The following is an 18,336-nucleotide window of genomic DNA, read 5'->3' as shown; positions in this document are numbered from 1 at the left end:
CGGTTACTTCTGGGTCGGGTCGGCGGGCACCGCGTAGCTGACCACGGCGTTGGCAGGCAGGTCATCCAGGTGCACGATCGACCGACCGAAGGGCCACAACGAAAGCACGCTCAGCTTGAACGCCTGGATCCCAAACGGAATACCGATGATCGTGATGCAGAGCAGCAGCCCTGCGGCGAGGTGGGCCAGGAAGATCTCCCAGCCGAACAACACGAACCACACGACGTTCGCCCCGACCTCGAGGCACCCGCCGTCGGAGCTGCGCACGACGGTTTTGCCGAAGGGCCACAGCGTGAAGGCCGCCAGCTTGAATGCCTGCACCCCGAAGGGGATGCCGATGATGGTGATACACATCACGAGCCCTGCAAGCGCGTAGCCGAGGGCCAGCCAGACGCCGGCGAAGATGAACCACAAGATGTTGCCGATGGTCCGCATGACCCCGCCTCTCCTCGCCGTTGTCGAAACGCCAGCTCGGTGCTGACGTCATCGCCGGACGCTGGAGAGGGCGCTCGAGGGTGCACTCCCAGGACCGGCCCAACGGCCGTCACCGACGTTACCTCCCACGTTGGCCACCCTGGTTGGACCGTTGGACCTCTTGGCTACCATTCCCGGCTATGACCCCCGCTCAGGCGACTCGACTCTTTGTGACGCACCGATGAAGCGCAGCGATTTCGGTGACGACTTCACCTGGGGCGTGGCCTCGGCGTCCTTTCAGATCGAGGGCGCACCCGATGCTGACGGCAAGGCCCCATCGATCTGGGATGAACTCAACCGCACCGGTCGGATCGCCGGCGAGGGTGGCGACCAGGGCATCGACTTCTACAACCGCTACCCCGAGGACATCGACCTGATCAAGGGCTTCGGGTTCGGCGCCAATCGCATTTCGCTGTCGTGGCCCAGGCTCATGGGCACCGGTCGCGAGGCGCTCAACCCCAAAGGCGCGGAGTTCTACGATCGGGTGATCGACGCGACGCTCGAGGCCGGCATGGAGCCCTGGGTGACCGTCCACCACTGGGACCTGCCGATAGCGTTGTGGAACGAGGGCGGCTGGACGCGTCGGGGCATCATCGAGGACTTTGCCCGCTTCGCCGAGGTGTGCGCCGAGCGCTTCGGCGACCGGGTCAGGAAGTGGATGGTTTTCAACGAGCCGGCCAGCGTGGCCGGCCACCTGGTGTTGGGGTTCTACGGTCGCAAGGGCCTGCATCCCAACACGACCCTGCGCAGCGTGCATCACATCAACCTGGCCTGTGCCGAGGCGGGTCGCCGCATGCGGGCAGCGCTGCCGCCTGATGCCGAAATTGGCACGACCAACGTCATGTCGGTCGCCTACCCCTACGAACCCACCGACGAGCGCACGGCCAAACGCAAGCGTGCCATCGAGGCATTGGCCATCGACATGCATCTCGACCCGGCCGGCGGCCTGGGTTACCCGTTCGAGGCCACCCCGCTCCTCAAGTTGATGAAGCGGCACATCGAAGACGGCGACCTCGAGGCCGCCCGGTTTGAGTACGACTTTATGGGTGTGCAGTGTTACGGACCGCTGGTGGCCCTGCGGAAGCTGCCCGTCATCGGGGCCGTGCCGACGATGACCGTGCCAAGCGCCGAGGCGCGGGTGAGCTCGGCGATCGGCATTCCCCAGGACGCCGACGCCCTGTTGTGGACGTTCCGCAAGTACGCCAACCATCCCGCGGCCAAGCGGATGGTGGTTACCGAAGCCGGCTTCGGCGGTCAGGATCGCCTGGAGCCCGATGGTCGCGTGCGCGACGACATCCGCATCTGGGTGTACCGCCGCAGCCTCGAGGCGGTGCTGGCGGCCAAGGCCGAGGGCATCAACGTCGATGGCTACTTCGCCTGGTCGTATGCGGACAACGTCGAGTGGGTGCTGGGCCGTCGCCCCCGCTTCGGCATCGTCTACACCGACTACGACGACGACTATCGGCGTATTCCGAAGGACTCGGCCAAGTGGTTCCAGCGGCTGTTGACCACCGTCGACGGTGTCGATTAACCCACCGCCGGCGCCCGACGCCATGATCGGCCGGTGACACTCATCGGTTTCGCCATCGTGCTGATCGTCGGGTACTTCGCCGTGACCGGGCTGACCTTCCTGATCCGCCCCGATGCGGTGGCCATGTACAACCTCACCCCCGATGGGCCGGCGGGCCGCACCGAAGTGCGCTGCTACTACGGGGCGCTGGCGTTGGGTCTCGGCGCCTTCGTCGCCTACCTCGGCCTCAACGACCTCGGGCGTGAGGCGGTGCTGGGCGTGTTGTTCATCGCTTCGGCGATCTTGGCGGCGCGTATCGGTGGAGCATTTATCGACCGGGGCTGGTCCGAGGGGTATACCCGCTTGGCCGTGCCGACCGAGTTCGCATTCGTTGCAGCGCTCTCGCTGGTCCTGATCCTCGGGTAAATCCAACCGGCGGTCATGCCCGGCGCCGGGGAGTGCCCCGTTTCGGGTGTCGCTTCCGTGAAGGGCATCGGGACCCCTTCCGCCTAAGGTCAGCGCTCCGGCAGCGGAGGGACCAGCATGTATCAACTCGGATGGGCCAAGGTCGACCTTGGTATCGAGCCGGCCGGCCGGGCGATGAACGGCTACGGCATGTGGAACCACCGAGCGAGGGGGCAGCAGACGCCCCTGTACGCGCGGGCCTGGTACGTGGCCGATGCCGACGGGCGGGCCGCCATCATCTGCTGCGTCGACCTGGCAATGGTGCTGCACACGATGCGCTCCGGCGTCGTCGCCGCCCTGCGCGCCGAGCTCGGCGGCGAGTTTCTCGAGGAGGCGTTTGTGCTCACCTGCACTCACACGCACTCCTCGCCCGGCGGCTGCGGTCACGAGGCGCTGTACAACGTCGTCACCCCCGGGTTCGTTCCCGAGCACCTCGATGCGGTCGTCGCCGCCTGCACCGCTGCGATCCTCGAGGCCAGGGCGAGTGCCGCCCCCACCGACCTGGCCCTCGGCGATACTCAGATTGCGCCCGAGGCCGAAGTGGCCTGGAACCGGTCGCTGGCCTCGTACCTGCGCAACCCGGAGTCGACGCCGTTGGCCGACACCCAGGCTCACCTGGCGCTCGACCGCAGAATGCGCGTGCTCACCGCGCGGCGCGACGGCGAGCTCAACTCCATGCTCAGCCTGTTCGGCGTGCACTGCACCAGCCTCGGCAACACCCTGGAGCGCCACGACGGCGACAACAAGGGCTACGCCGCCGCCGGTGTCGAGGCCACCCTCGCCGCCGATGGGGTGAGCAACCCGGTGGCGATCTTCGCCCAAGCGACCGCAGGGGACGTGTCGCCGCACTACCACGGGCCGGGCGACGTAGCCCGACGCAAGCGGATCTCGGGCGAGGCCGAGTACGTCGAGGCCGAACGCAACGGCGCCGTGCAGCGGGACGCGGCCATCGCCGCAGCGCGGGCCGACGGCTCGCTCAGCGACGTCGGGTCGTCGATCGAAGGGTCGATCGACGGTGTGCTCACGTACATCGACTTCACCGACGTCGAGGCCGACGCCCGGTTTGCCGGTGGGGTGACCGGCGCCCGCACCGGCAAGCCATGCCACGGCGTGGCGTTCTTCGCCGGCACGCGGGTCGACGGCCCGGGCATGCCCAAGCCGATCGCCGTGGCCGCACGCCTCCAGTCCCGGCTGCTGCGCTGGCGACGCCTGAGGAGGGTCGACCGCATGCCGGCCGCCGAGGCCGAGGCTATGCGGCGACTGTACGAAACGCAGGATCCCAAGGACATCCTGATGGAGGACGAGCCCAAGCTGCAGTTGGGGACCCCCATCGCCAAGTCGATGGTGCCCGACTGGGCCGACCCGTCAGCTGCCGAGCTGAAGCGCCAAGCGAAGATCGGGGCGCTGGATCGCAGCTCGCTGGTGCCCACGGTGCTGCCGATCCAGATCGTACGGATTGGCACGCTGGCGCTGGTGTGCTGCCCGGGCGAGTTCACCACGATGTCCGGCCGGCGCGTGGTCGACACCGTGCGCCCCGTGCTCGAAGCCGACGGCGTCACCAACGTGCTGTTCATGAGCTACTGCAACGACTACATGGGCTACGTCACGACGCACCAGGAATATGACGAGCAGGCATACGAGGGCGGGCACACCATCTTCGGCCGCTGGACGCTCGCCGCGTTCCAGACCCGCTTCGAGCGGCTGGCCCAACAACTGGTGAAGCCCACTGTCGAGCGGGACTACGACAGCGAGACCCGTCCCGCCCCGCAGCCGGCCGACGAGCTGGCGCTGCGCAGCAACCTACCGGTGCCCTGAGACCGTCCCAATACCCTCCTCAAAACCGCAACTGGGGAGTGCACACTGCGGTCTGGCGGTCATCTGGGCTCTCCCGAGTTGCGGGTGGGTCCGGAAGTGGGGAGTCCAGAGCGCTGTCAGACGGTCGTTTGGGCTCCCGAGTTGCGGCTGGGTGCCGTTACCTCATGTCTTGGATGGGTGCCGCGTCATTGACCCGCTGAACGAAGCCGGCTGCGCAGCTGCTCGGCCACGTCGGCGACGCGATCGTCCAGCGCGCCGCTTGCTGTGACGACCTTGGGAAGCCCCTTCGGCCAGACAACCACCACTCCGTTGACCCGGTGGGGGTGTTTCATCAACGGCCACTTGGCGCCGATGAAGCACAGCACTCCACGGATCTGCACGTCGGCGAAGTCGTCACCGAGGGCGGTACGAACCACTTTGACCTGGCGGAGCACACCGTCGACCGTCTTGGTGCGATCCCGGCCGTTGACATAGAGGTGGGGGTCGTGGCGGAACAGCCCGCCCTTGTCCCTCACCTCAAGCTTGCCCGTGTACTTCTTGGCGTCGATGACGAACACGCCCGAAGGGCCGACGACCAGGTGGTCGATGTTGGCCCGGCTGCCGGGAATCAGCCGGTCGTGCAGCACCTCGATGCCCCGAACGCCCTGTAGTACCTCGCCGACGCGCCGTTCTCCCTCGGCGCCCACCTTCCATGCCGCAGTCGCCTGCGACTCCGGGGTGATCCGCGGCTTGGCGGTGAGCGCGGTTGCCACTCGACCCATCACCGGCCGCTCGGCCTTGATCTGTTGGCGCCACTGGGCGTCGTCGGCCACCTTCTGATGTTTCGTGGCCAGCTCGCGTTCCGACCGACGGTGATACTCGTTCTGGGCCGATGCGCCGGCGGTGTCGGTAGCGTCAGCAGACACGGGGGCAACGGGGGCAATCGGCTCAACTTGAGGCAGATCGGTGCAGTGTGTCGGCGCTGGCTCCGCAGCCTGCGGCAACGGCTCGGGTGCAGGCCACGTCGGGTCCGGTGCACGTGTCGCCGGGTCCGGCGGCTGCCAGGGGGGATCCGGCGTCTGCGGCGTCGGCAACCCTGCATGGGGCGTGGGGTTCGACTCGTGCGAGGCGTGGGGTCCCGTTGGGCGGGTGCCTTCGTCTCGATCGTCGTCGGACGGTGGCTGCTGACCCATGTGGGTGGCCCGCCATCCCGCGACGAAGCGATCGAAAATGTCGCGCAGCTCGGCACGGTCCATCGTGATCCGGCCGGTCTCGAGGTTTATCCGGCCGATCTTGGATCCGTCGGGCTGGGAGACGTACAGCATGTCGTGGCCGTAGACGCGCTTGCGGATCGCCACCAGCTCGTCTTTGCCTTGGCTGCCTCCGAGGTCGGACGTCACCGGCGTTCGAGGTTCACCGCTTAACCACCGATTCTCGTCGGTACCGAAATGCGCGTGCTCCACTGATCCTCCGACGTGAGTCGATTTGGTGTCCTGGGCTGAGGCCACCGCGTTCACGAAACCGCAGTAGGGAGTTCATAACACGCTCAGATCCGTCATGCGGCCTCCGGCCCGGGGAGTCCGGTAGCGGGGAGTGCAGAGCGCTGTCTGGCGGTCGTTTGGGCTCCCGAGTTGCGAGTGGTGGGCGAACTCGGGAGTGCACACTGCGCTCTGGCGGTCGTTCGGGCTCCCGAGTTGCGAGTGGGGTGGGTGGGGAGTTCGGGCGGACCGACGGGTGGGCGTGGCGGTGGGCGGGGTTGGGTGCTGTGGGAGGATCGCAGCTCGCGACGAAAGTGGGCAGGCACATGGCCGAAGGCACAGAGGCTGATCGCACAGCCGGCGATCACCCAGAGGTCGAGCGCATCGAGGTTGACCGCACGATCGCCGCCGAGCCGCCGGCGATCTTTGCGGTGCTGGCCGATCCCGCCGGACACGTGGACATCGACGCCTCAGGCATGCTGATGTGGGCCGAGGGCGAACCGGCGACGGCGGTCGACGATCGCTTCGTCGTGCACATGGACCGAGACTCCCTCCGCGATTACGACCTGGGCGAGTACGAGGTGATCGTCGTCATCACTGCGTTTGACCAGGACCGTGAGATCGCCTGGACGATCGACGGTGCCATGCAGCCCCCGTTGGGCCACGTGTACGGGTACCGGTTGGAGCCGGTCGAGGGCGGCACCCGGGTGACCTCCTACTACGACTGGTCCGACATCAACGAGGTGTACCGCGGAGCGGGGATCTTCCCCGTGATCACGGAGACCAACCTGCGGGCCACGCTGGGGATCCTGGCGCGGAAGGTCGCCCCGGGTGCCGGCCGCCCCGACGCCGGCTAAGTCCAGGGTCGTTGGGAGCGTTCGCTCCAGTACCGCTCCGACTCGATCGGGGCGACGGCGGCCAGGACGGAGTCCGGATCGAGGTCGGACATCACCTGGCAGGCCTGCAGGTTGGACCGCAGTTGGTCGACCGTGGCCGCACCGCTGAGGACCACGTCCGCCCACGGCTGAGACGCGGCCGCCGCCAGAGCGACGGCGTCGGGGGGCCAACCCCCGAGGTGGGCAGCGTCGGCCCGGTCGCCCGAGCCGGCCAGGCGGCCGTTGGCCAGCGCCTCCTTGACGATCACGCCCAGTCCGGCGTCGTGGGCCTCGTCCAGCGCCGGCCCCGCCGAGCGTTCCAACAGGTTCCAAGTGGCCTGCACCGTGGCGAAGAGCAGCGTGCCGTCCACGGCGAGCTCGAGCGCACGTCGGATGACGTTGGCTTGCTCTGGTCCGCTGGTGGTCAGTCCGATGCGCACCCCGGTGGCCCGCAACTCGTTCAGCGCACCGGTCACCGCAGCGTCGTCGAGCACCGGCGAGTCCGGAGTGACCGAGTGGATCTGGTAAAGGCCGAGGTGGTTGCCCAATTCGGCCCTGGACTCTCCGAGTTGGCGCCGCAGGGCTGAGAGGGAGTGGTCCTTCACCTCGTGGATGGTGGCGTCTGGATCCCAGTCGGCCACGTAGGTGTAGCCCCACTTCGATCCGACGGTGAGCCCAACCCGACCCCGCCGGTTGAGCCACCGGCCGAGGAAACGCTCGCCCAGGCCGTAGGACCGGGCGGTGTCGAAGTAGGTGATGCCCCCGGCCAGCGCTGCGTCGAACACCTTGCCCGCTCGCGCTCCGAGCGAATCGGGGTCTGCGGCGCCAGCCAGGTCCTCGCCGTGGCCATCGTTGATGTACAGCGGTCGACCGAGGGCGGCGGTGCCCATGCCGATCATCGAGACCGTCGGCCCAGCGGCGCCGAGCGTGTGCTGCTGCATCGAGGGGGTCATCACCCGAAGATATCCCCGCATCGGTGGGTTGAGCTGAGATGACGTCGGGGTATATCTGCAGGGCCGGTCGGATACCGACCCGGCCGAGCCAAGGAGCCCAGATGTCCGACTTTTCCCACCTCAGCGCACTCTTCCTCAATTGCTCGCTGGAGTACGATCCGGCCGACTCTCACACTGCGAGGTTGATGAGCCGCTCGGCGGGCATCATGGAGGCCGAGGGGGTGTCGGTTGAGACCGTTCACGCCCTTGAGCACGTCATCCCCCACGGGATGTACCCGGACCTCACCGAGCACGGCCGTCCCCGAGATGACTGGCCCGAAATCCAGGCGAAAATCATGGCCGCCGACATCTTCGTGATGGGTACGCCGATCTGGTTGGGTGTGAAGTCCAGCGTGGCCACCCTCGCCGTCGAGCGCATGTACGCGTCGAGCGGCGAGACCAACGACAAGGGGCAGTACCTGTACTACGGCAAGACCGCCGGGTGCATCGTCACCGGCAACGAGGACGGCGTGAAGGCCTGCTCGATGGACATCCTCTATGCGATGTCCCACATCGGATACACGATCCCGCCCCAGGCCGACTGCGGCTGGATCGGCGAGGTGGGGCCGGGCTCCAGCTACGGCGACGTCGTCGAGGGTTCGGATGTGCCGACTGGGTTCGACAGCGACTTCACCAACCAGAACTGTACGTTCATGACGTGGAACCTGATGCACACCGCCGCCATGTTGCGGGCCAACGGCGGCTTTCCCACCGACGGCAACCGCGCCGAGGACTACCAGAACTTCACCAACGCGGCCGACCAGTCGGTTGACCCGATCGGCTGAGTACTGCGACCGGATCGACTGAGCGGATCAGGAACTTCGTACCAGCCGATTGCGCCCCGGTCGGCCTAGCCGACCGGGTGGGCGGTGGGCGTCACTCGGGCTCGATGAAGATGCACTCGCCGGGGCACTCCTCGGCAGCCTCGATCACGCTTTCGATCTCTCCATCGGGGATGCGGGCGAGGCCTTCGTGGCTGGCAGGGTTGGTCACGCCGTCGAAGAGCTTCTCGGTACCGAAGTTCCCGGAAGATTCCTTGACGTAGTAAAGGCCATCGTCTTGGGCGAAGAACACCTCGGGGGCGATCTCCTCGCACAGGCCGTCGCCGGTGCACAGATCCTGGTCGATCCAAACGTGCATGAAATCGTCTCCTGTCCGCATCTTCGGCGGGGTCTCGATGGTCGCTGCGAACGAGCGGAACCGACTGGCTCGGTGCCGACGGCGGTTCGCCTTGTGAGCGGGTCAGACTAGCCCAAGGCTTCCGGATCTCCCTCCCCGCGAGAGGCGGCGTCCGCTCCCGCAGCGGAGGCATTAGTTGATCAGCGGGTCCCTCGGCATGCCGAGGATGCGTTCGCCGATCTGGTTGCGCTTGATCTCCGAGGTGCCGCCAGCGATCGACAGCGCACGGTGCATCAACACCATCTGGTTGCCAATGACCGCGTCACCGTCCATGAACACCGCATCTGGGCCGTACAGCTCGGTGAGGATGGCGGCGGCATCGTGGCCGAGTTCGGAGAGCACCAGCTTGGTGACAGCGCCCTCGGGCCCGGGCTCGCTGCCCGACACGGCGCGGTTGGTGCTGCGCAGGTTGAGCAGGCCCATCGCATGATGGTCAGCCAGGTAGCGCCCCAGGCGAGCTGCCCCGCCGCCGAGGCGCTCGGGGTGGGCGTCGTAGGCCGACATCAGCAGCTCGGGGGGCATGGCCATGCCGCCGTCGCCGCTGCCGATGCTGACGCTTTCGTTGCCGAGCGTGGCGCGCGCCACGGTCCAGCCGCCGTCGACCGGCCCGACGACGTCATCGTCGGGCACGAAGACGTCGCTGAAGAAGACCTCGTTGAACTCCTTGCCGCCGTTGACCATCTTCAGCGGGCGCACCTCGACGCCCTCGGCGTGCATGTCGATCACCATCATCGTGATGCCGTCATGCTTGGGGACATCCGGGTTGGTGCGGACGGTGGCGAAGCCCATGCCCGAGTAGTGGGCGCCGGAGGTCCACACCTTCTGGCCGTTGACCAGCCAGCCGCCGTCCACCCGGGTGCCCTTGGTCGTGACGCCGGCGGCGTCGGAGCCGGCGTCGGGCTCGGAGAACAGCTGGCACCACACGACCTCCTGGTCGAGCGCCGGCTTCACCCAGCGCGCCACCTGGTCATCGGTGCCGTACTGGATCAGCGTGAGGATGTTCCAGCCGGTGATGCCGTAGGAGGGGCGGGTCACCTTGGCGGTGCCGAACTCCTGCTCGATCACCAGCTGTTCGATTGGCCCGGCGGCCCGCCCGTAGGGCTTGGGCCAATGCGGCATGGCGTAGCCGGTCTCGACCAGCTTGGCCTTCTGCTCTTCCTCGGAGAGGTCGGCGAGCTCGTCGACGAAGGCTCGCACGTCGGCGCGGATCGTTTCGGCCTCGGGCGGCAGCTCGACCGTCTTGGCCCGGGTCACGCCCCGACGGGCCAGGTCGACCAGGTCGGCCGCGGCCCCGTCGGCGTCGAGGAAGTGCAACAGCGTCGTCGCCCGGCGGAGGTAGAGGTGGGCTTCGTGTTCCCAGGTGATGGCGATGCCGCCGTGCACCTGGGTGTTGAGGTTGGCGCACAGGTCGGCTGCGGGGGCGGCCAGCGTGGCGGCCACTGCGGCGGTGTAGCTGAGCTGATCGCCGCCGGTGGCGGCGGCACGCGCGGCATCCCAGGTTGCTGCGGTGGCCATTTCGGTGGCGACTGCCATGTTGGCGCAGTGGTGCTTCACCGCTTGGAACATGGCGATCGGCCGACCGAACTGGATGCGCTCCTTGGCGTACTCGGCGGCGGAGTGCGTGCACTCCGCCGCGATGCCGACCGCGTCGGCGGAGAGGATCACGCGTGACAGGTCCACGAGCGCCTGGGCCCCACCGGCCAGCACGGTCGCCGGAGTGTCGTCGAGGGTGACGCGGGCCGAGCGGCGGGACGGGTCGAGGTTGGGCGGGGTTTCGACGGTGACGCTGGGGTCGTTCACTTCGACGACCGCGACGTCATCGCCGACCGCGATGAGCAACAGGTTGGCCAGGCCGCCGCCGAGCACCACGCCGGCCGAGCCCGAGACGCTCGATCCGTCAAGGGTTGCCGTGGCACCCAGGGCGACCGCAGCGGTGCGGGAGCCGTCGGCCAGGCCGGGCAGCAGGTTGGCGCAGGCGGCTTCGTCGCCGCTGGCGGCGATGGCGGCGCTGGCGATCACCGTGGGGACGAACGGTCCCGGCGCCACCTTGCGGGCCAGTTCCTCGACGACGACGACCAGCTCCTCGAGGCCGAAACCGGAGCCACCGTAGGCTTCGGGCACGTGCAGGCCGAGCCAGCCGAGCTTGGCGATCTCATCCCAGGCGGCGGGAAGGTTCTCCTCGGTCGCCTCGAGCAGGGAGCGGTTGGCCTCGAGCAACTGCCGCTTGTCGGCCAGGTCGGCGACGGTGGCGCCCAGCGCCTGGTGGTCTTCGGTGATGGCGATGGCCATGATGCGTGCTCCAAAGGGGTCAGATACAGCGACGACGGGGCCCAGACTCTACGCCGGGGACCCGGTTCCCTGCGATGTCCGGAGGACCTTCACTCTCCGCTAAATGAGAGAATTCACCAATCCCTCATTGGGTATAGGGTGGCTCCATGGCCGATGACGAGTCTGCTTCGGTACCCCTGGGCAAGGGGGAGCAGACTCGGTTGGATATCCTCCACGCCGCCATTGCCCGCTTCGGGCGGGACGGGTTCAGGGGCACGTCGGTGGCCGACATCGCCCGCGACGCCGGGGTGAGCGGCACCGCCGCCTACGCCTACTTCGACAACAAGAAGGCCCTCTTTCTGGCCGCCCTCGACGAGGACGCCGCTTCGGCGATCTCGGAGGGCATGGCGATTGTGTTCGACGAGTCCGTCGGTCATCGCTGGCGCCAGGGCCTGCTGGTGAGCCTCGTCGAGGCGGTGAGCCGCCATCCGCTCGCCCGTCGTGTGCTGGCCAACCACGAGCCTGACGTTCTGGACCGGGTGGTCGATCTGCCGGCGCTGGCCGAGCTGCGCAAGGCGGTGGCGGCCCGGCTGACCGCCGAGCAGTTCGATGGGCAGATCCGCGCCGACATCGACCCTGCGGTCGTCGGCGCCGGCATCGTGTCGATCATCCTCTCCCTGCTGATGACCCTCACCCAGCTGGGCGAGCATGCACCCACCGACCAGGCGGCTGACGTGGTGGCCGTGTTCGAGGCGGCGCTCGACCCACCCCGCTGAACTGCTTCGACGTGGCCAGGTCGTCGGGGGTGGCCACCTGCTGGATCGAGGCGGCCGCCGAACTCCAGCCCCGAACTGGCCTTGCCTACCAGGCGAGTTCGTCGCATCCCTCGTGGTCGCTCGGCTCCACCTGCAGGGTGGCGTGGCCGATGTCGTAGCGCTCCTGGAGCAGGCTCCTCGCCTGGTCGAGCACCCCGTGCGAGCGATCCATCGTGTCGACCACCAGGTGGACCGAGGCGTTCTCCATCTCGGAGGTCAGCGTCCACACGTGCAGGTCGTGCACGTCAATCACGCCAGGGATCGCCGCCAGCGACCTCCTGACCTCCTCGAGGTCGATCTCCGGTGGCGCCGCTTGGAGGAGGATCCGCACCGCCTGGTTGCCGAGGCGCCAGGTGCGAGGCAGAATCCACAGCCCGATCGCCGCCCCGATCACCGGGTCGACCCACGTCCAGCCGAACACCTGCAACAGGACGGCGGCCACGATCACCCCGACCGACCCGATCGTGTCGGCCACCACCTCGAGGTAGGCGCCTTCCACGTTGAGGCTTTCCGAAGCGCCCTCGCGCAGCAACGCGAAGGCGATCAGGTTGACGACCAGGCCGATGCTTGCGACGACCAGCATGGGCACGCCGAGCACCTCGGGCGTGCCGGTGATGCGCTTGATCGCCTCGATCAGCACGTAGATGGCGACGCCGAAGAGCAGCAGTGCGTTGACGAACGCCGCCAGGATCTCCAGGCGATACAAACCGAAGGAGTGCTGGCCTGCGCTGGCCTTCTTCGCGTGACGGTTGGCCAGCTGGATGGCGGCCAGTGCCATGCCGAGGCCGATGACGTCGGTCAGCATGTGTCCGGCATCGGAGAGCAGCGCCAGGGAGTTGGTGAGCAGTCCACCGATCGCTTCGATGACGAAGTAGCCGGCGATCAGGACGAAGGCGATCAGCAGGCGCTTCTGGTGCCGGGCCCCGGCCCGGAGCGCGCCGCCTCCGTGGTTGTGGTCCCCGCTCATGGGGTCGCCTCGCCCACGGTGCGGGCGTGAGCGCCCCACTGACCGACGGTGTCGTGGGCGCTGTGCGCTCGAGACAGCTGAAGCGTCATGGCCACGACTGGCACGTCTTCACAGATGTGAGGATGACCCAGCACTCGGCGGTGGTCAACTACCCGGCGGTGCTCACCCGTCGGCTGCCGGGTGCTCCTCGCCGGGAAACACGTCGGTTTCGGACTGGTGCCATACCGGATGGTCGCCCGCTGTCTCGACGTTGAATCCGTACTCGAACACCAACGATCCGCCGAAGGTGGCGCCCAGCGACACCAGCAGTGCGATCACGACCGAGAGCACGGCGATGGCGACCGGGGTGGCGGCAGCGACGTTGAACTGCGACAGCCGCCAGGCCAGGTTGATCAGCGCCAGCACCGTGACGGTGACCATGATCGCAGCGTGCGTGTTGATCGTGCGCCTGGCCTGGGTGCCGGCCTCGGAGGAATCCCGGGCGTCCGCCAAGCCGGTGAGAGCGGCGAACACCGAGACGATGACGCCGGCGATGAACAGGTAGGTGCCCGCGTGCCACAGTTCGTCCGCCCAGGCTCGACCATCGCCGGCGATCGTCGAGATCACGTCGAACACGGCGGCGATCAGGTAGGCAGCGATGGGCACATCGGTCAGGGGTGGGTGCGACGGCTTGCCCGATAATCCGCGCGGTCCCTTGAACGTGCGGCCCTTCATGGTCAATGTCGGACGGACCGAGAACTTGCGCATGTGACGCTCCTCGCTTGGTTGGTTCGTGAACTGGTCCTCGTGGGCGATGGTCGGTGTGGTCGGGCGCTCCTGAGGAGCGTGACCCCCGTCATTCAAACTACGGCGGTCTAACGTCAATGTAAAGCCATTTTAGAAGTCAGGGGGCCGGATGCGTTGGCTCGGACGCTCTACCGTGGGGCAGCAAACGATCGGGCGAGCGATGACGGGGCAGCATGGTTGAGCGCAGTCAATGGGTGGAGATCACAGACGAGGACCCGACCCACTCCCAGCGATACATCGAGCGCTTTCGCACGATGGCGGAGGCGGGCCGGGATCTGGCCGGGGAGGCCAGGCTGATCGATGCGATGGCGCCGCGCTCGGCTCGCATCCTCGATGCCGGGTGCGGGCCCGGTCGGGTGGGGTCGACGTTGGCGGAGTTGGGTCACGAGGTCGTCGGTGTCGATGTCGATCCGGTGCTGATCGCCGAGGCTCAACGGGAACACCCGGGTGCAACCTGGCTGGTGGGCGACCTGGCCGAACTCGATCTGCCCGCCGTCGGCGTCGCGGCCGACTTCGACGTGATCGTCTGCGCCGGCAACGTGATGACGTTCCTGGCGCCGAGCACCCGCAGCCTCGTGGTGTCACGCCTCGGCGCCCACCTGGCCGACGGCGGCCGACTCGTCGTCGGCTTCGGCGCCGAGCGCGGCTACCCCTTCGACGAGTTCCGTGACAATGCCGAGGCCGCTGGCCTGGTCCTCGACCTCGAGGTGAGCACCTGGGATCTACGCCCCTTCGGCGAGGAGTCCGAGTTTCTCATTTCGGTCCTCAGTCGGCCGGCCTCCTCCGATTGAGGCGGTGGGGGAGAGCGGGCTCTCAGGGCGGCGGCAACCAACCCATTTAATGAGGTGTTGGCTAGAATATTGTGATGACCTCCTCAGCGCCGTCGATGTCCCGCCCTGGCACGGTCACCCAGGAGTTGCCCGCCGCTTGGCGCAGCGGGATCGCCTTCGTCGCCGTGGGGAGCGCCGCAATCGTCGTCGGTGGGCTGGTGGCCGCTGTCACGCGACCCACCGGCTTCGATGAGGGTCCTTGGGTGGCCGCCTTCCTCGTGCTAGTCGGCGGTGTGGCCCAGATTTTGGTCGGGGGCGGCCAGGCAGCGCTGGTCGCCGACGCTCCGTCGAGGGCGACGCTGTCGGTCGAGCTGGCCACCTGGAACCTCGCCTGCGCCGCCACCGTGATCGGCACCCTGATCGCCAGCCCGCAGCTCACCACGCTGGGCGGTGTGGCGCTGATCGCGTCGCTCGTCGTCTTCTTGGCAGCGGTGCTCAAGCACGGGGCGCGCCCCGGCTGGGTGAGAACCGTGTACGTCGCGGTCGTCGGGTTTGTGCTGCTGAGCACGCCGGTGGGGTTGGTACTGGCCTGGGTTCGCCACGGTTGAGCGGTGCCGCATCTCGGCTGGAGCAGGAAGGGGCCCCATCCGGGCCGTATCCTGGCGGGTCGACCACGCCCGTCACCCTGAAGCCACCTGGACTCACATGCTCGACTTCTCACACATCCCCGTCGTCGAGCTCGGCGGCCTCCAGGGCAACCCATCCACGCGGCGGGCGCTCGCCGGCCGGCTGCGGGAGATCTGCCACGAGATCGGATTTCTCGTCATCACCGATTTTGGGGTCGACCCCTCGGTGACCGGTGACGTCTTCGACCTGATGGACGCCTTCTTCGCGCTGCCGGAGGCGGACAAGGCGCTGATCGACAAGGCGCGCTCGCCGCACTTTCGCGGCTGGGAGGCGGTCGGCGCCGAGCAGACGAACAACCGGGTGGACGTCCGCGAGCAGATCGACCTGTGGTCGGAGTGGCCGGTCGACGCCGGCGGCGGGGCCGCGTACCTCCAACTGCTCGGTCCCAACCAGTGGATGCCCGACGAGCTGCTTCCCGGCGGCCGAGCGGTGATGCAGCGGTGGTTCGCCGAACTCGGTGCGGTGGCCGACCGCCTGCTCAGGTTGATGTCGGTCGGGCTGGGCCTGGCCGAGGATCACCTCGTGACCTACTTCGGCGACCAGCCGATGTCGCTCACCAAGCTGATCAACTATCCGCCCACCCCGGCGGGTCAGGCCGGCGTCAACGCCCACCACGACACCGGCTTTCTCACGCTGCTCGCCACCGGGCCGGTGCCGGGCCTGCAAGTGCAGAACCCGTCCGGGGAGTGGATCGACGTCCCGCCTCGCCCGGACGGGCTGGTCGTCAACCTGGGCGAGTTGCTCCAGGCGATGACCGGCAACTACCTCGTCGCCACCAAGCACCGGGTGATCACCGACCGGCGGCGCCGCTCGGCCGCCTACTTCCACGGTCCGTCGCTGGATGCCCGGCTCGATGTCCTACCCCTCGACGCATCGTTTCGGGAGGCGGTCGCCGCCAGCGACCGCCATGTCGGCGCCGGGTTCATGGCCCAGCGCGCCGAGACCGAGGCCGGGGTGGCCGACATGGCGAGCGATCACCGCCCCGACACCTATGGCGAGCAGCTCTGGAACTACTTCGCCCGTAGCTATCCCGAGCTGATGGAGCGCCACTACCCGGCCGCCGATCGCTGATCTTCTATCCCGATCATGTCGGCGGCGGAACGACCAGTGGATCGGCCCAGCGGGACCCGAACGTGGCCGGCGTCGCGTTCGGGCAGCGAGGCCGGAGCATCGATAGCGTGGCGATCTGCGTTGAGGAACGAGGGGGAGCGAAGCAATGAGTGATCCGATGAGCAACCGACTGGCCCAGCCTGATTTCTGGAATCGGCAGCTGGCCGAACGCATGGCGGAGATGGCCGAGATTCGGGCCGCCGGTCCGTTTGCCCGCACCTCCTTCATCAACCCGCTCACCGGTGAGACCGAACAGTTCTACGGGGTCACCCGCTACGCCGACGTCGTCGAGATCTCCAAGCGACCCCACGACTTCTGTTCGGGCAAGGGTGCCGTCTCCGTCCCCGACATGCCCGAGGAAGCGCTCAACTTCTTTGGCTCGTTCATCAACATGGACGACCCTCGCCACGCCCGCCAGCGCGGCATCGTCGCCCGGTCGTTTACGCCCCGTCAGCTGCAGGGCGTGCTGGATTCGGTCGAGACGATCTGTACCGAGGTGATCGACGGATTCTGCGCCGACGGCGAGGCCGATCTGGTCACGGCGTTCGCCCAGCCGTTCCCGTTGCTGGTGATTTGCGACATGATGGGGATCCCCCGCAGCGAGTTCGACACCGTGTTGACGGCGACCAACGTGATCCTGGGCGGTGGCGACCCGGAGTTCATGGGCGACGGCGATCCGCTGGAGGCGCTGTTCACCGCCGGCCTGGCGTTGACCGGCCTGATGAACGAGCTGGCCGAGGATCGCCGGGCCAACCCAACCGATGACCTCACCTCCAAGCTGGTGCACAACGATGTCGGGGAGGACATGTTGGACCCGAGCGAGATCGCTCCGTTCTTCATCCTGTTGGCGGTGGCGGGCAACGACACCACCCGCACGGCGATCAGCCACGGTATGAACCTGCTTGCTCTCAACCCGGACCAACGCCGGGCGTGGCAGGACGACCTCGACGCCGTCAGCCCCACGGCGGTGGAGGAGATCGTTCGGGTGGCCTCCCCGGTCACCTACATGCGGCGCACGGCCACCCGCGACATATCGCTGTCAGGCCAGGACTTCGTCGAGGGCGACAAGCTGGTCATGCTCTACGGCTCGGCCAACCGCGACGAGCGGGTGTTTGCCGACCCCGAGCGCTTCGACGTCCGGCGTGATCCCAACCCGCATCTGGGCTTCGGCGGGCCCGGCCCCCACTTCTGCCTGGGCGCCCACTTGGCCAGGCGCGAGGTGTCGGTGGCGTTCCGCCAGCTGCTCACCCGGCTGCCCGACATCGAGGTCGACAGCCCCCCGGTGCCGCTGCAGGGGATGGGCATGCCGCTCGTCGGTGGCATCAAATCGCTGCCGGTGTCGTTCACGCCGAGCGACCCGCTCGGCTCGCACTAAAGGCACCCATGCCCGAACTGGGTGGCTTTACTGGAAGCCATCCGAGCGGCCGCCGTCCACCGGGACCGCTGCTCCGGTGAGGTAACCGGCCTGCTCGGAGCACAAGAAGGCGGCGATCTGACCGAAGTCGGCCGCGTCGCCCACCCGCCCCATCGGCACGTCGGCAGCCGCCCGGTCCATGTTGTCGCCGTACAGGCTGCGTAAACGATCGGTGGCGTGCAGGCCGGGTTGGATCGAGTTGACCGTCACCCCGTCAACGGCGATCTCCAGCGCCAGCGATTTGAGAAACCCGGTGGCGCCGGCCCGGGCCATCGTCGACAGCATCAGGGCGGGTGTCGGCTGGCGCACCGAGGCGGACGTGATCGCCAGCACCCGTCCCCAGCCCGCCTCGCGCATCGACGGCACGGCGGCCTCGCACATCCCCACGGTGGACAGCGCATTCAGCTCGAACGCCTTGGCGTACTCCTCGCCGGCGGTCGAGTCGAAGCCCCCGGCGGGTGGACCGCCGGCGTTGGCGACCAGGATGTCGACGCCACCCAGCCGCTCGACCGCCTCGACGACAAAGCGCCGGCCGCCCTCCAGGCCCGTCACATCGCATCGGATCCCGACGACGTCGCCGCCGTCGGCCCGCAACGACGCGACCGCGCCATCGAGTCGCTGCTGATCGCGCCCGCAGATCGCCACCCGCACGCCGTCGGCCGCCAACGCTGCAGCCGTCTCGTAGCCGAGGCCTGACGACGCTGCCGCTACTGCGGCGCCACGGCCGCTGATTCCAAGGTTCATCAGTTCAG

General features: G+C 68.0%; 18 protein-coding genes. 10 read left to right on the top strand and 8 right to left on the bottom strand.

What is annotated here, in order from left to right:
* Positions 1-3: 3 nt before the first annotated feature.
* The gene (locus tag PKD89_RS06055; RefSeq protein WP_289010213.1) at positions 4-435 is read right to left on the bottom strand and encodes a YccF domain-containing protein; all 432 of its coding nucleotides are present in this window, start codon (positions 433-435) and stop codon (positions 4-6) included.
* Between the two features lie 220 nt (positions 436-655).
* Here PKD89_RS06055 and PKD89_RS06050 point away from each other — a divergent pair, with 220 nt between their 5' ends.
* The 3 genes from PKD89_RS06050 (at position 656) to PKD89_RS06040 (ending at position 4,264) form a co-directional block, all read left to right on the top strand.
* Positions 656-2,005 (top strand): glycoside hydrolase family 1 protein, encoded by a 1,350-nt coding sequence (locus tag PKD89_RS06050; RefSeq protein WP_289010212.1) that lies wholly within the window; start codon positions 656-658, stop codon positions 2,003-2,005.
* Between the two features lie 33 nt (positions 2,006-2,038).
* Entirely contained in the window at positions 2,039-2,410 is a 372-nt protein-coding gene (locus PKD89_RS06045) for a DUF4345 family protein (protein WP_287380491.1), read from the top strand.
* A gap of 117 nt (positions 2,411-2,527) precedes the next feature.
* Positions 2,528-4,264, top strand: coding sequence for a neutral/alkaline non-lysosomal ceramidase N-terminal domain-containing protein (locus tag PKD89_RS06040; protein WP_289010211.1), 1,737 nt, complete (start codon positions 2,528-2,530; stop codon positions 4,262-4,264).
* 185 nt (positions 4,265-4,449) lie between these two features.
* Here the strand turns inward: PKD89_RS06040 and PKD89_RS06035 are convergent, their stop codons facing one another.
* Positions 4,450-5,643 (bottom strand): nuclease-related domain-containing protein, encoded by a 1,194-nt coding sequence (locus PKD89_RS06035; protein ID WP_287390102.1) that lies wholly within the window; start codon positions 5,641-5,643, stop codon positions 4,450-4,452.
* A 404-nt stretch (positions 5,644-6,047) separates the two neighbouring features.
* Here PKD89_RS06035 and PKD89_RS06030 point away from each other — a divergent pair, with 404 nt between their 5' ends.
* The gene (locus PKD89_RS06030) at positions 6,048-6,578 is read left to right on the top strand and encodes an SRPBCC family protein (protein ID WP_287390100.1); all 531 of its coding nucleotides are present in this window, start codon (positions 6,048-6,050) and stop codon (positions 6,576-6,578) included.
* Here PKD89_RS06030 and PKD89_RS06025 read toward each other — a convergent pair.
* Complete coding sequence (locus PKD89_RS06025) at positions 6,575-7,549, bottom strand: aldo/keto reductase (protein ID WP_289010210.1); 975 nt, start codon at positions 7,547-7,549, stop codon at positions 6,575-6,577. The two genes, PKD89_RS06030 and PKD89_RS06025, sit on opposite strands and share 4 nt — an antisense overlap.
* A gap of 101 nt (positions 7,550-7,650) precedes the next feature.
* Between PKD89_RS06025 and PKD89_RS06020 the strand changes: the two genes are divergently transcribed.
* Positions 7,651-8,373 carry a flavodoxin family protein gene (locus tag PKD89_RS06020; protein WP_289010209.1) on the top strand — a complete coding sequence of 241 codons (723 nt, stop codon included), beginning with the start codon at positions 7,651-7,653 and terminating at the stop codon, positions 8,371-8,373.
* Positions 8,374-8,464: 91 nt separating this feature from the next.
* On the opposite strand, the gene PKD89_RS06015 is transcribed toward PKD89_RS06020, so the two are convergent.
* Positions 8,465-8,728, bottom strand: a complete 264-nt coding sequence (locus tag PKD89_RS06015; RefSeq protein ID WP_287380503.1) for a ferredoxin — start codon at positions 8,726-8,728, stop codon at positions 8,465-8,467.
* 171 nt (positions 8,729-8,899) lie between these two features.
* Entirely contained in the window at positions 8,900-11,056 is a 2,157-nt protein-coding gene (locus tag PKD89_RS06010) for an acyl-CoA dehydrogenase (protein ID WP_289010208.1), read from the bottom strand.
* A gap of 146 nt (positions 11,057-11,202) precedes the next feature.
* Here PKD89_RS06010 and PKD89_RS06005 point away from each other — a divergent pair, with 146 nt between their 5' ends.
* Positions 11,203-11,811, top strand: coding sequence for a TetR/AcrR family transcriptional regulator (locus PKD89_RS06005; protein ID WP_289010207.1), 609 nt, complete (start codon positions 11,203-11,205; stop codon positions 11,809-11,811).
* Positions 11,812-11,896: 85 nt separating this feature from the next.
* Here the strand turns inward: PKD89_RS06005 and PKD89_RS06000 are convergent, their stop codons facing one another.
* Together PKD89_RS06000 and PKD89_RS05995 are read right to left on the bottom strand one after the other, a co-directional pair.
* Entirely contained in the window at positions 11,897-12,817 is a 921-nt protein-coding gene (locus tag PKD89_RS06000; RefSeq protein WP_289010206.1) for a cation diffusion facilitator family transporter, read from the bottom strand.
* Positions 12,818-12,979: 162 nt separating this feature from the next.
* A complete protein-coding gene (locus PKD89_RS05995; RefSeq protein ID WP_289010205.1) occupies positions 12,980-13,564 on the bottom strand; it encodes a DUF2231 domain-containing protein in 585 nt (194 codons plus the stop codon).
* Between the two features lie 212 nt (positions 13,565-13,776).
* Between PKD89_RS05995 and PKD89_RS05990 the strand changes: the two genes are divergently transcribed.
* From PKD89_RS05990 to PKD89_RS05975, 4 genes are all read left to right on the top strand, one after another.
* The gene (locus PKD89_RS05990; protein WP_289010204.1) at positions 13,777-14,394 is read left to right on the top strand and encodes a class I SAM-dependent methyltransferase; all 618 of its coding nucleotides are present in this window, start codon (positions 13,777-13,779) and stop codon (positions 14,392-14,394) included.
* 74 nt (positions 14,395-14,468) lie between these two features.
* Entirely contained in the window at positions 14,469-14,981 is a 513-nt protein-coding gene (locus PKD89_RS05985) for a hypothetical protein (protein ID WP_289010203.1), read from the top strand.
* A gap of 97 nt (positions 14,982-15,078) precedes the next feature.
* Positions 15,079-16,131 carry an isopenicillin N synthase family dioxygenase gene (locus PKD89_RS05980; RefSeq protein WP_289010202.1) on the top strand — a complete coding sequence of 351 codons (1,053 nt, stop codon included), beginning with the start codon at positions 15,079-15,081 and terminating at the stop codon, positions 16,129-16,131.
* Between the two features lie 157 nt (positions 16,132-16,288).
* A complete protein-coding gene (locus PKD89_RS05975) occupies positions 16,289-17,545 on the top strand; it encodes a cytochrome P450 (RefSeq protein WP_289010201.1) in 1,257 nt (418 codons plus the stop codon).
* Between the two features lie 27 nt (positions 17,546-17,572).
* Here PKD89_RS05975 and PKD89_RS05970 read toward each other — a convergent pair whose 3' ends face one another.
* Positions 17,573-18,328 carry an SDR family oxidoreductase gene (locus tag PKD89_RS05970; RefSeq protein WP_289010200.1) on the bottom strand — a complete coding sequence of 252 codons (756 nt, stop codon included), beginning with the start codon at positions 18,326-18,328 and terminating at the stop codon, positions 17,573-17,575.
* Positions 18,329-18,336 lie beyond the last annotated feature (8 nt).

Source organism: Candidatus Neomicrothrix sp., assembly GCF_035329545.1.
Lineage (GTDB): Bacteria > Actinomycetota > Acidimicrobiia > Acidimicrobiales > Microtrichaceae > Microthrix > Microthrix subdominans.
The sequence above is the reverse complement of the archived record's forward strand: the minus strand, read 5'-3'. Positions and strand labels throughout refer to the sequence as shown.

Bases quoted from the DNA above. Each gene is read 5' to 3' on its own strand.
- PKD89_RS05975 (WP_289010201.1), top strand. From the start codon at position 16,289: ATGAGCAACCGACTGGCCCAGCCTGATTTCTGGAATCGGCAGCTGGCC.
- PKD89_RS05985 (WP_289010203.1), top strand. From the start codon at position 14,469: ATGACCTCCTCAGCGCCGTCGATGTCCCGCCCTGGCACGGTCACCCAG.
- PKD89_RS06030 (WP_287390100.1), top strand. From the start codon at position 6,048: ATGGCCGAAGGCACAGAGGCTGATCGCACAGCCGGCGATCACCCAGAG.
- PKD89_RS06025 (WP_289010210.1), bottom strand. From the start codon at position 7,549: ATGACCCCCTCGATGCAGCAGCACACGCTCGGCGCCGCTGGGCCGACG.
- PKD89_RS06040 (WP_289010211.1), top strand. From the start codon at position 2,528: ATGTATCAACTCGGATGGGCCAAGGTCGACCTTGGTATCGAGCCGGCC.
- PKD89_RS06000 (WP_289010206.1), bottom strand. From the start codon at position 12,817: ATGAGCGGGGACCACAACCACGGAGGCGGCGCGCTCCGGGCCGGGGCC.
- PKD89_RS05980 (WP_289010202.1), top strand. From the start codon at position 15,079: ATGCTCGACTTCTCACACATCCCCGTCGTCGAGCTCGGCGGCCTCCAG.
- PKD89_RS06050 (WP_289010212.1), top strand. From the start codon at position 656: ATGAAGCGCAGCGATTTCGGTGACGACTTCACCTGGGGCGTGGCCTCG.
- PKD89_RS06020 (WP_289010209.1), top strand. From the start codon at position 7,651: ATGTCCGACTTTTCCCACCTCAGCGCACTCTTCCTCAATTGCTCGCTG.
- PKD89_RS05990 (WP_289010204.1), top strand. From the start codon at position 13,777: ATGGTTGAGCGCAGTCAATGGGTGGAGATCACAGACGAGGACCCGACC.
- PKD89_RS05995 (WP_289010205.1), bottom strand. From the start codon at position 13,564: ATGCGCAAGTTCTCGGTCCGTCCGACATTGACCATGAAGGGCCGCACG.
- PKD89_RS06055 (WP_289010213.1), bottom strand. From the start codon at position 435: ATGCGGACCATCGGCAACATCTTGTGGTTCATCTTCGCCGGCGTCTGG.
- PKD89_RS06010 (WP_289010208.1), bottom strand. From the start codon at position 11,056: ATGGCCATCGCCATCACCGAAGACCACCAGGCGCTGGGCGCCACCGTC.
- PKD89_RS06005 (WP_289010207.1), top strand. From the start codon at position 11,203: ATGGCCGATGACGAGTCTGCTTCGGTACCCCTGGGCAAGGGGGAGCAG.
- PKD89_RS06015 (WP_287380503.1), bottom strand. From the start codon at position 8,728: ATGCACGTTTGGATCGACCAGGATCTGTGCACCGGCGACGGCCTGTGC.
- PKD89_RS05970 (WP_289010200.1), bottom strand. From the start codon at position 18,328: ATGAACCTTGGAATCAGCGGCCGTGGCGCCGCAGTAGCGGCAGCGTCG.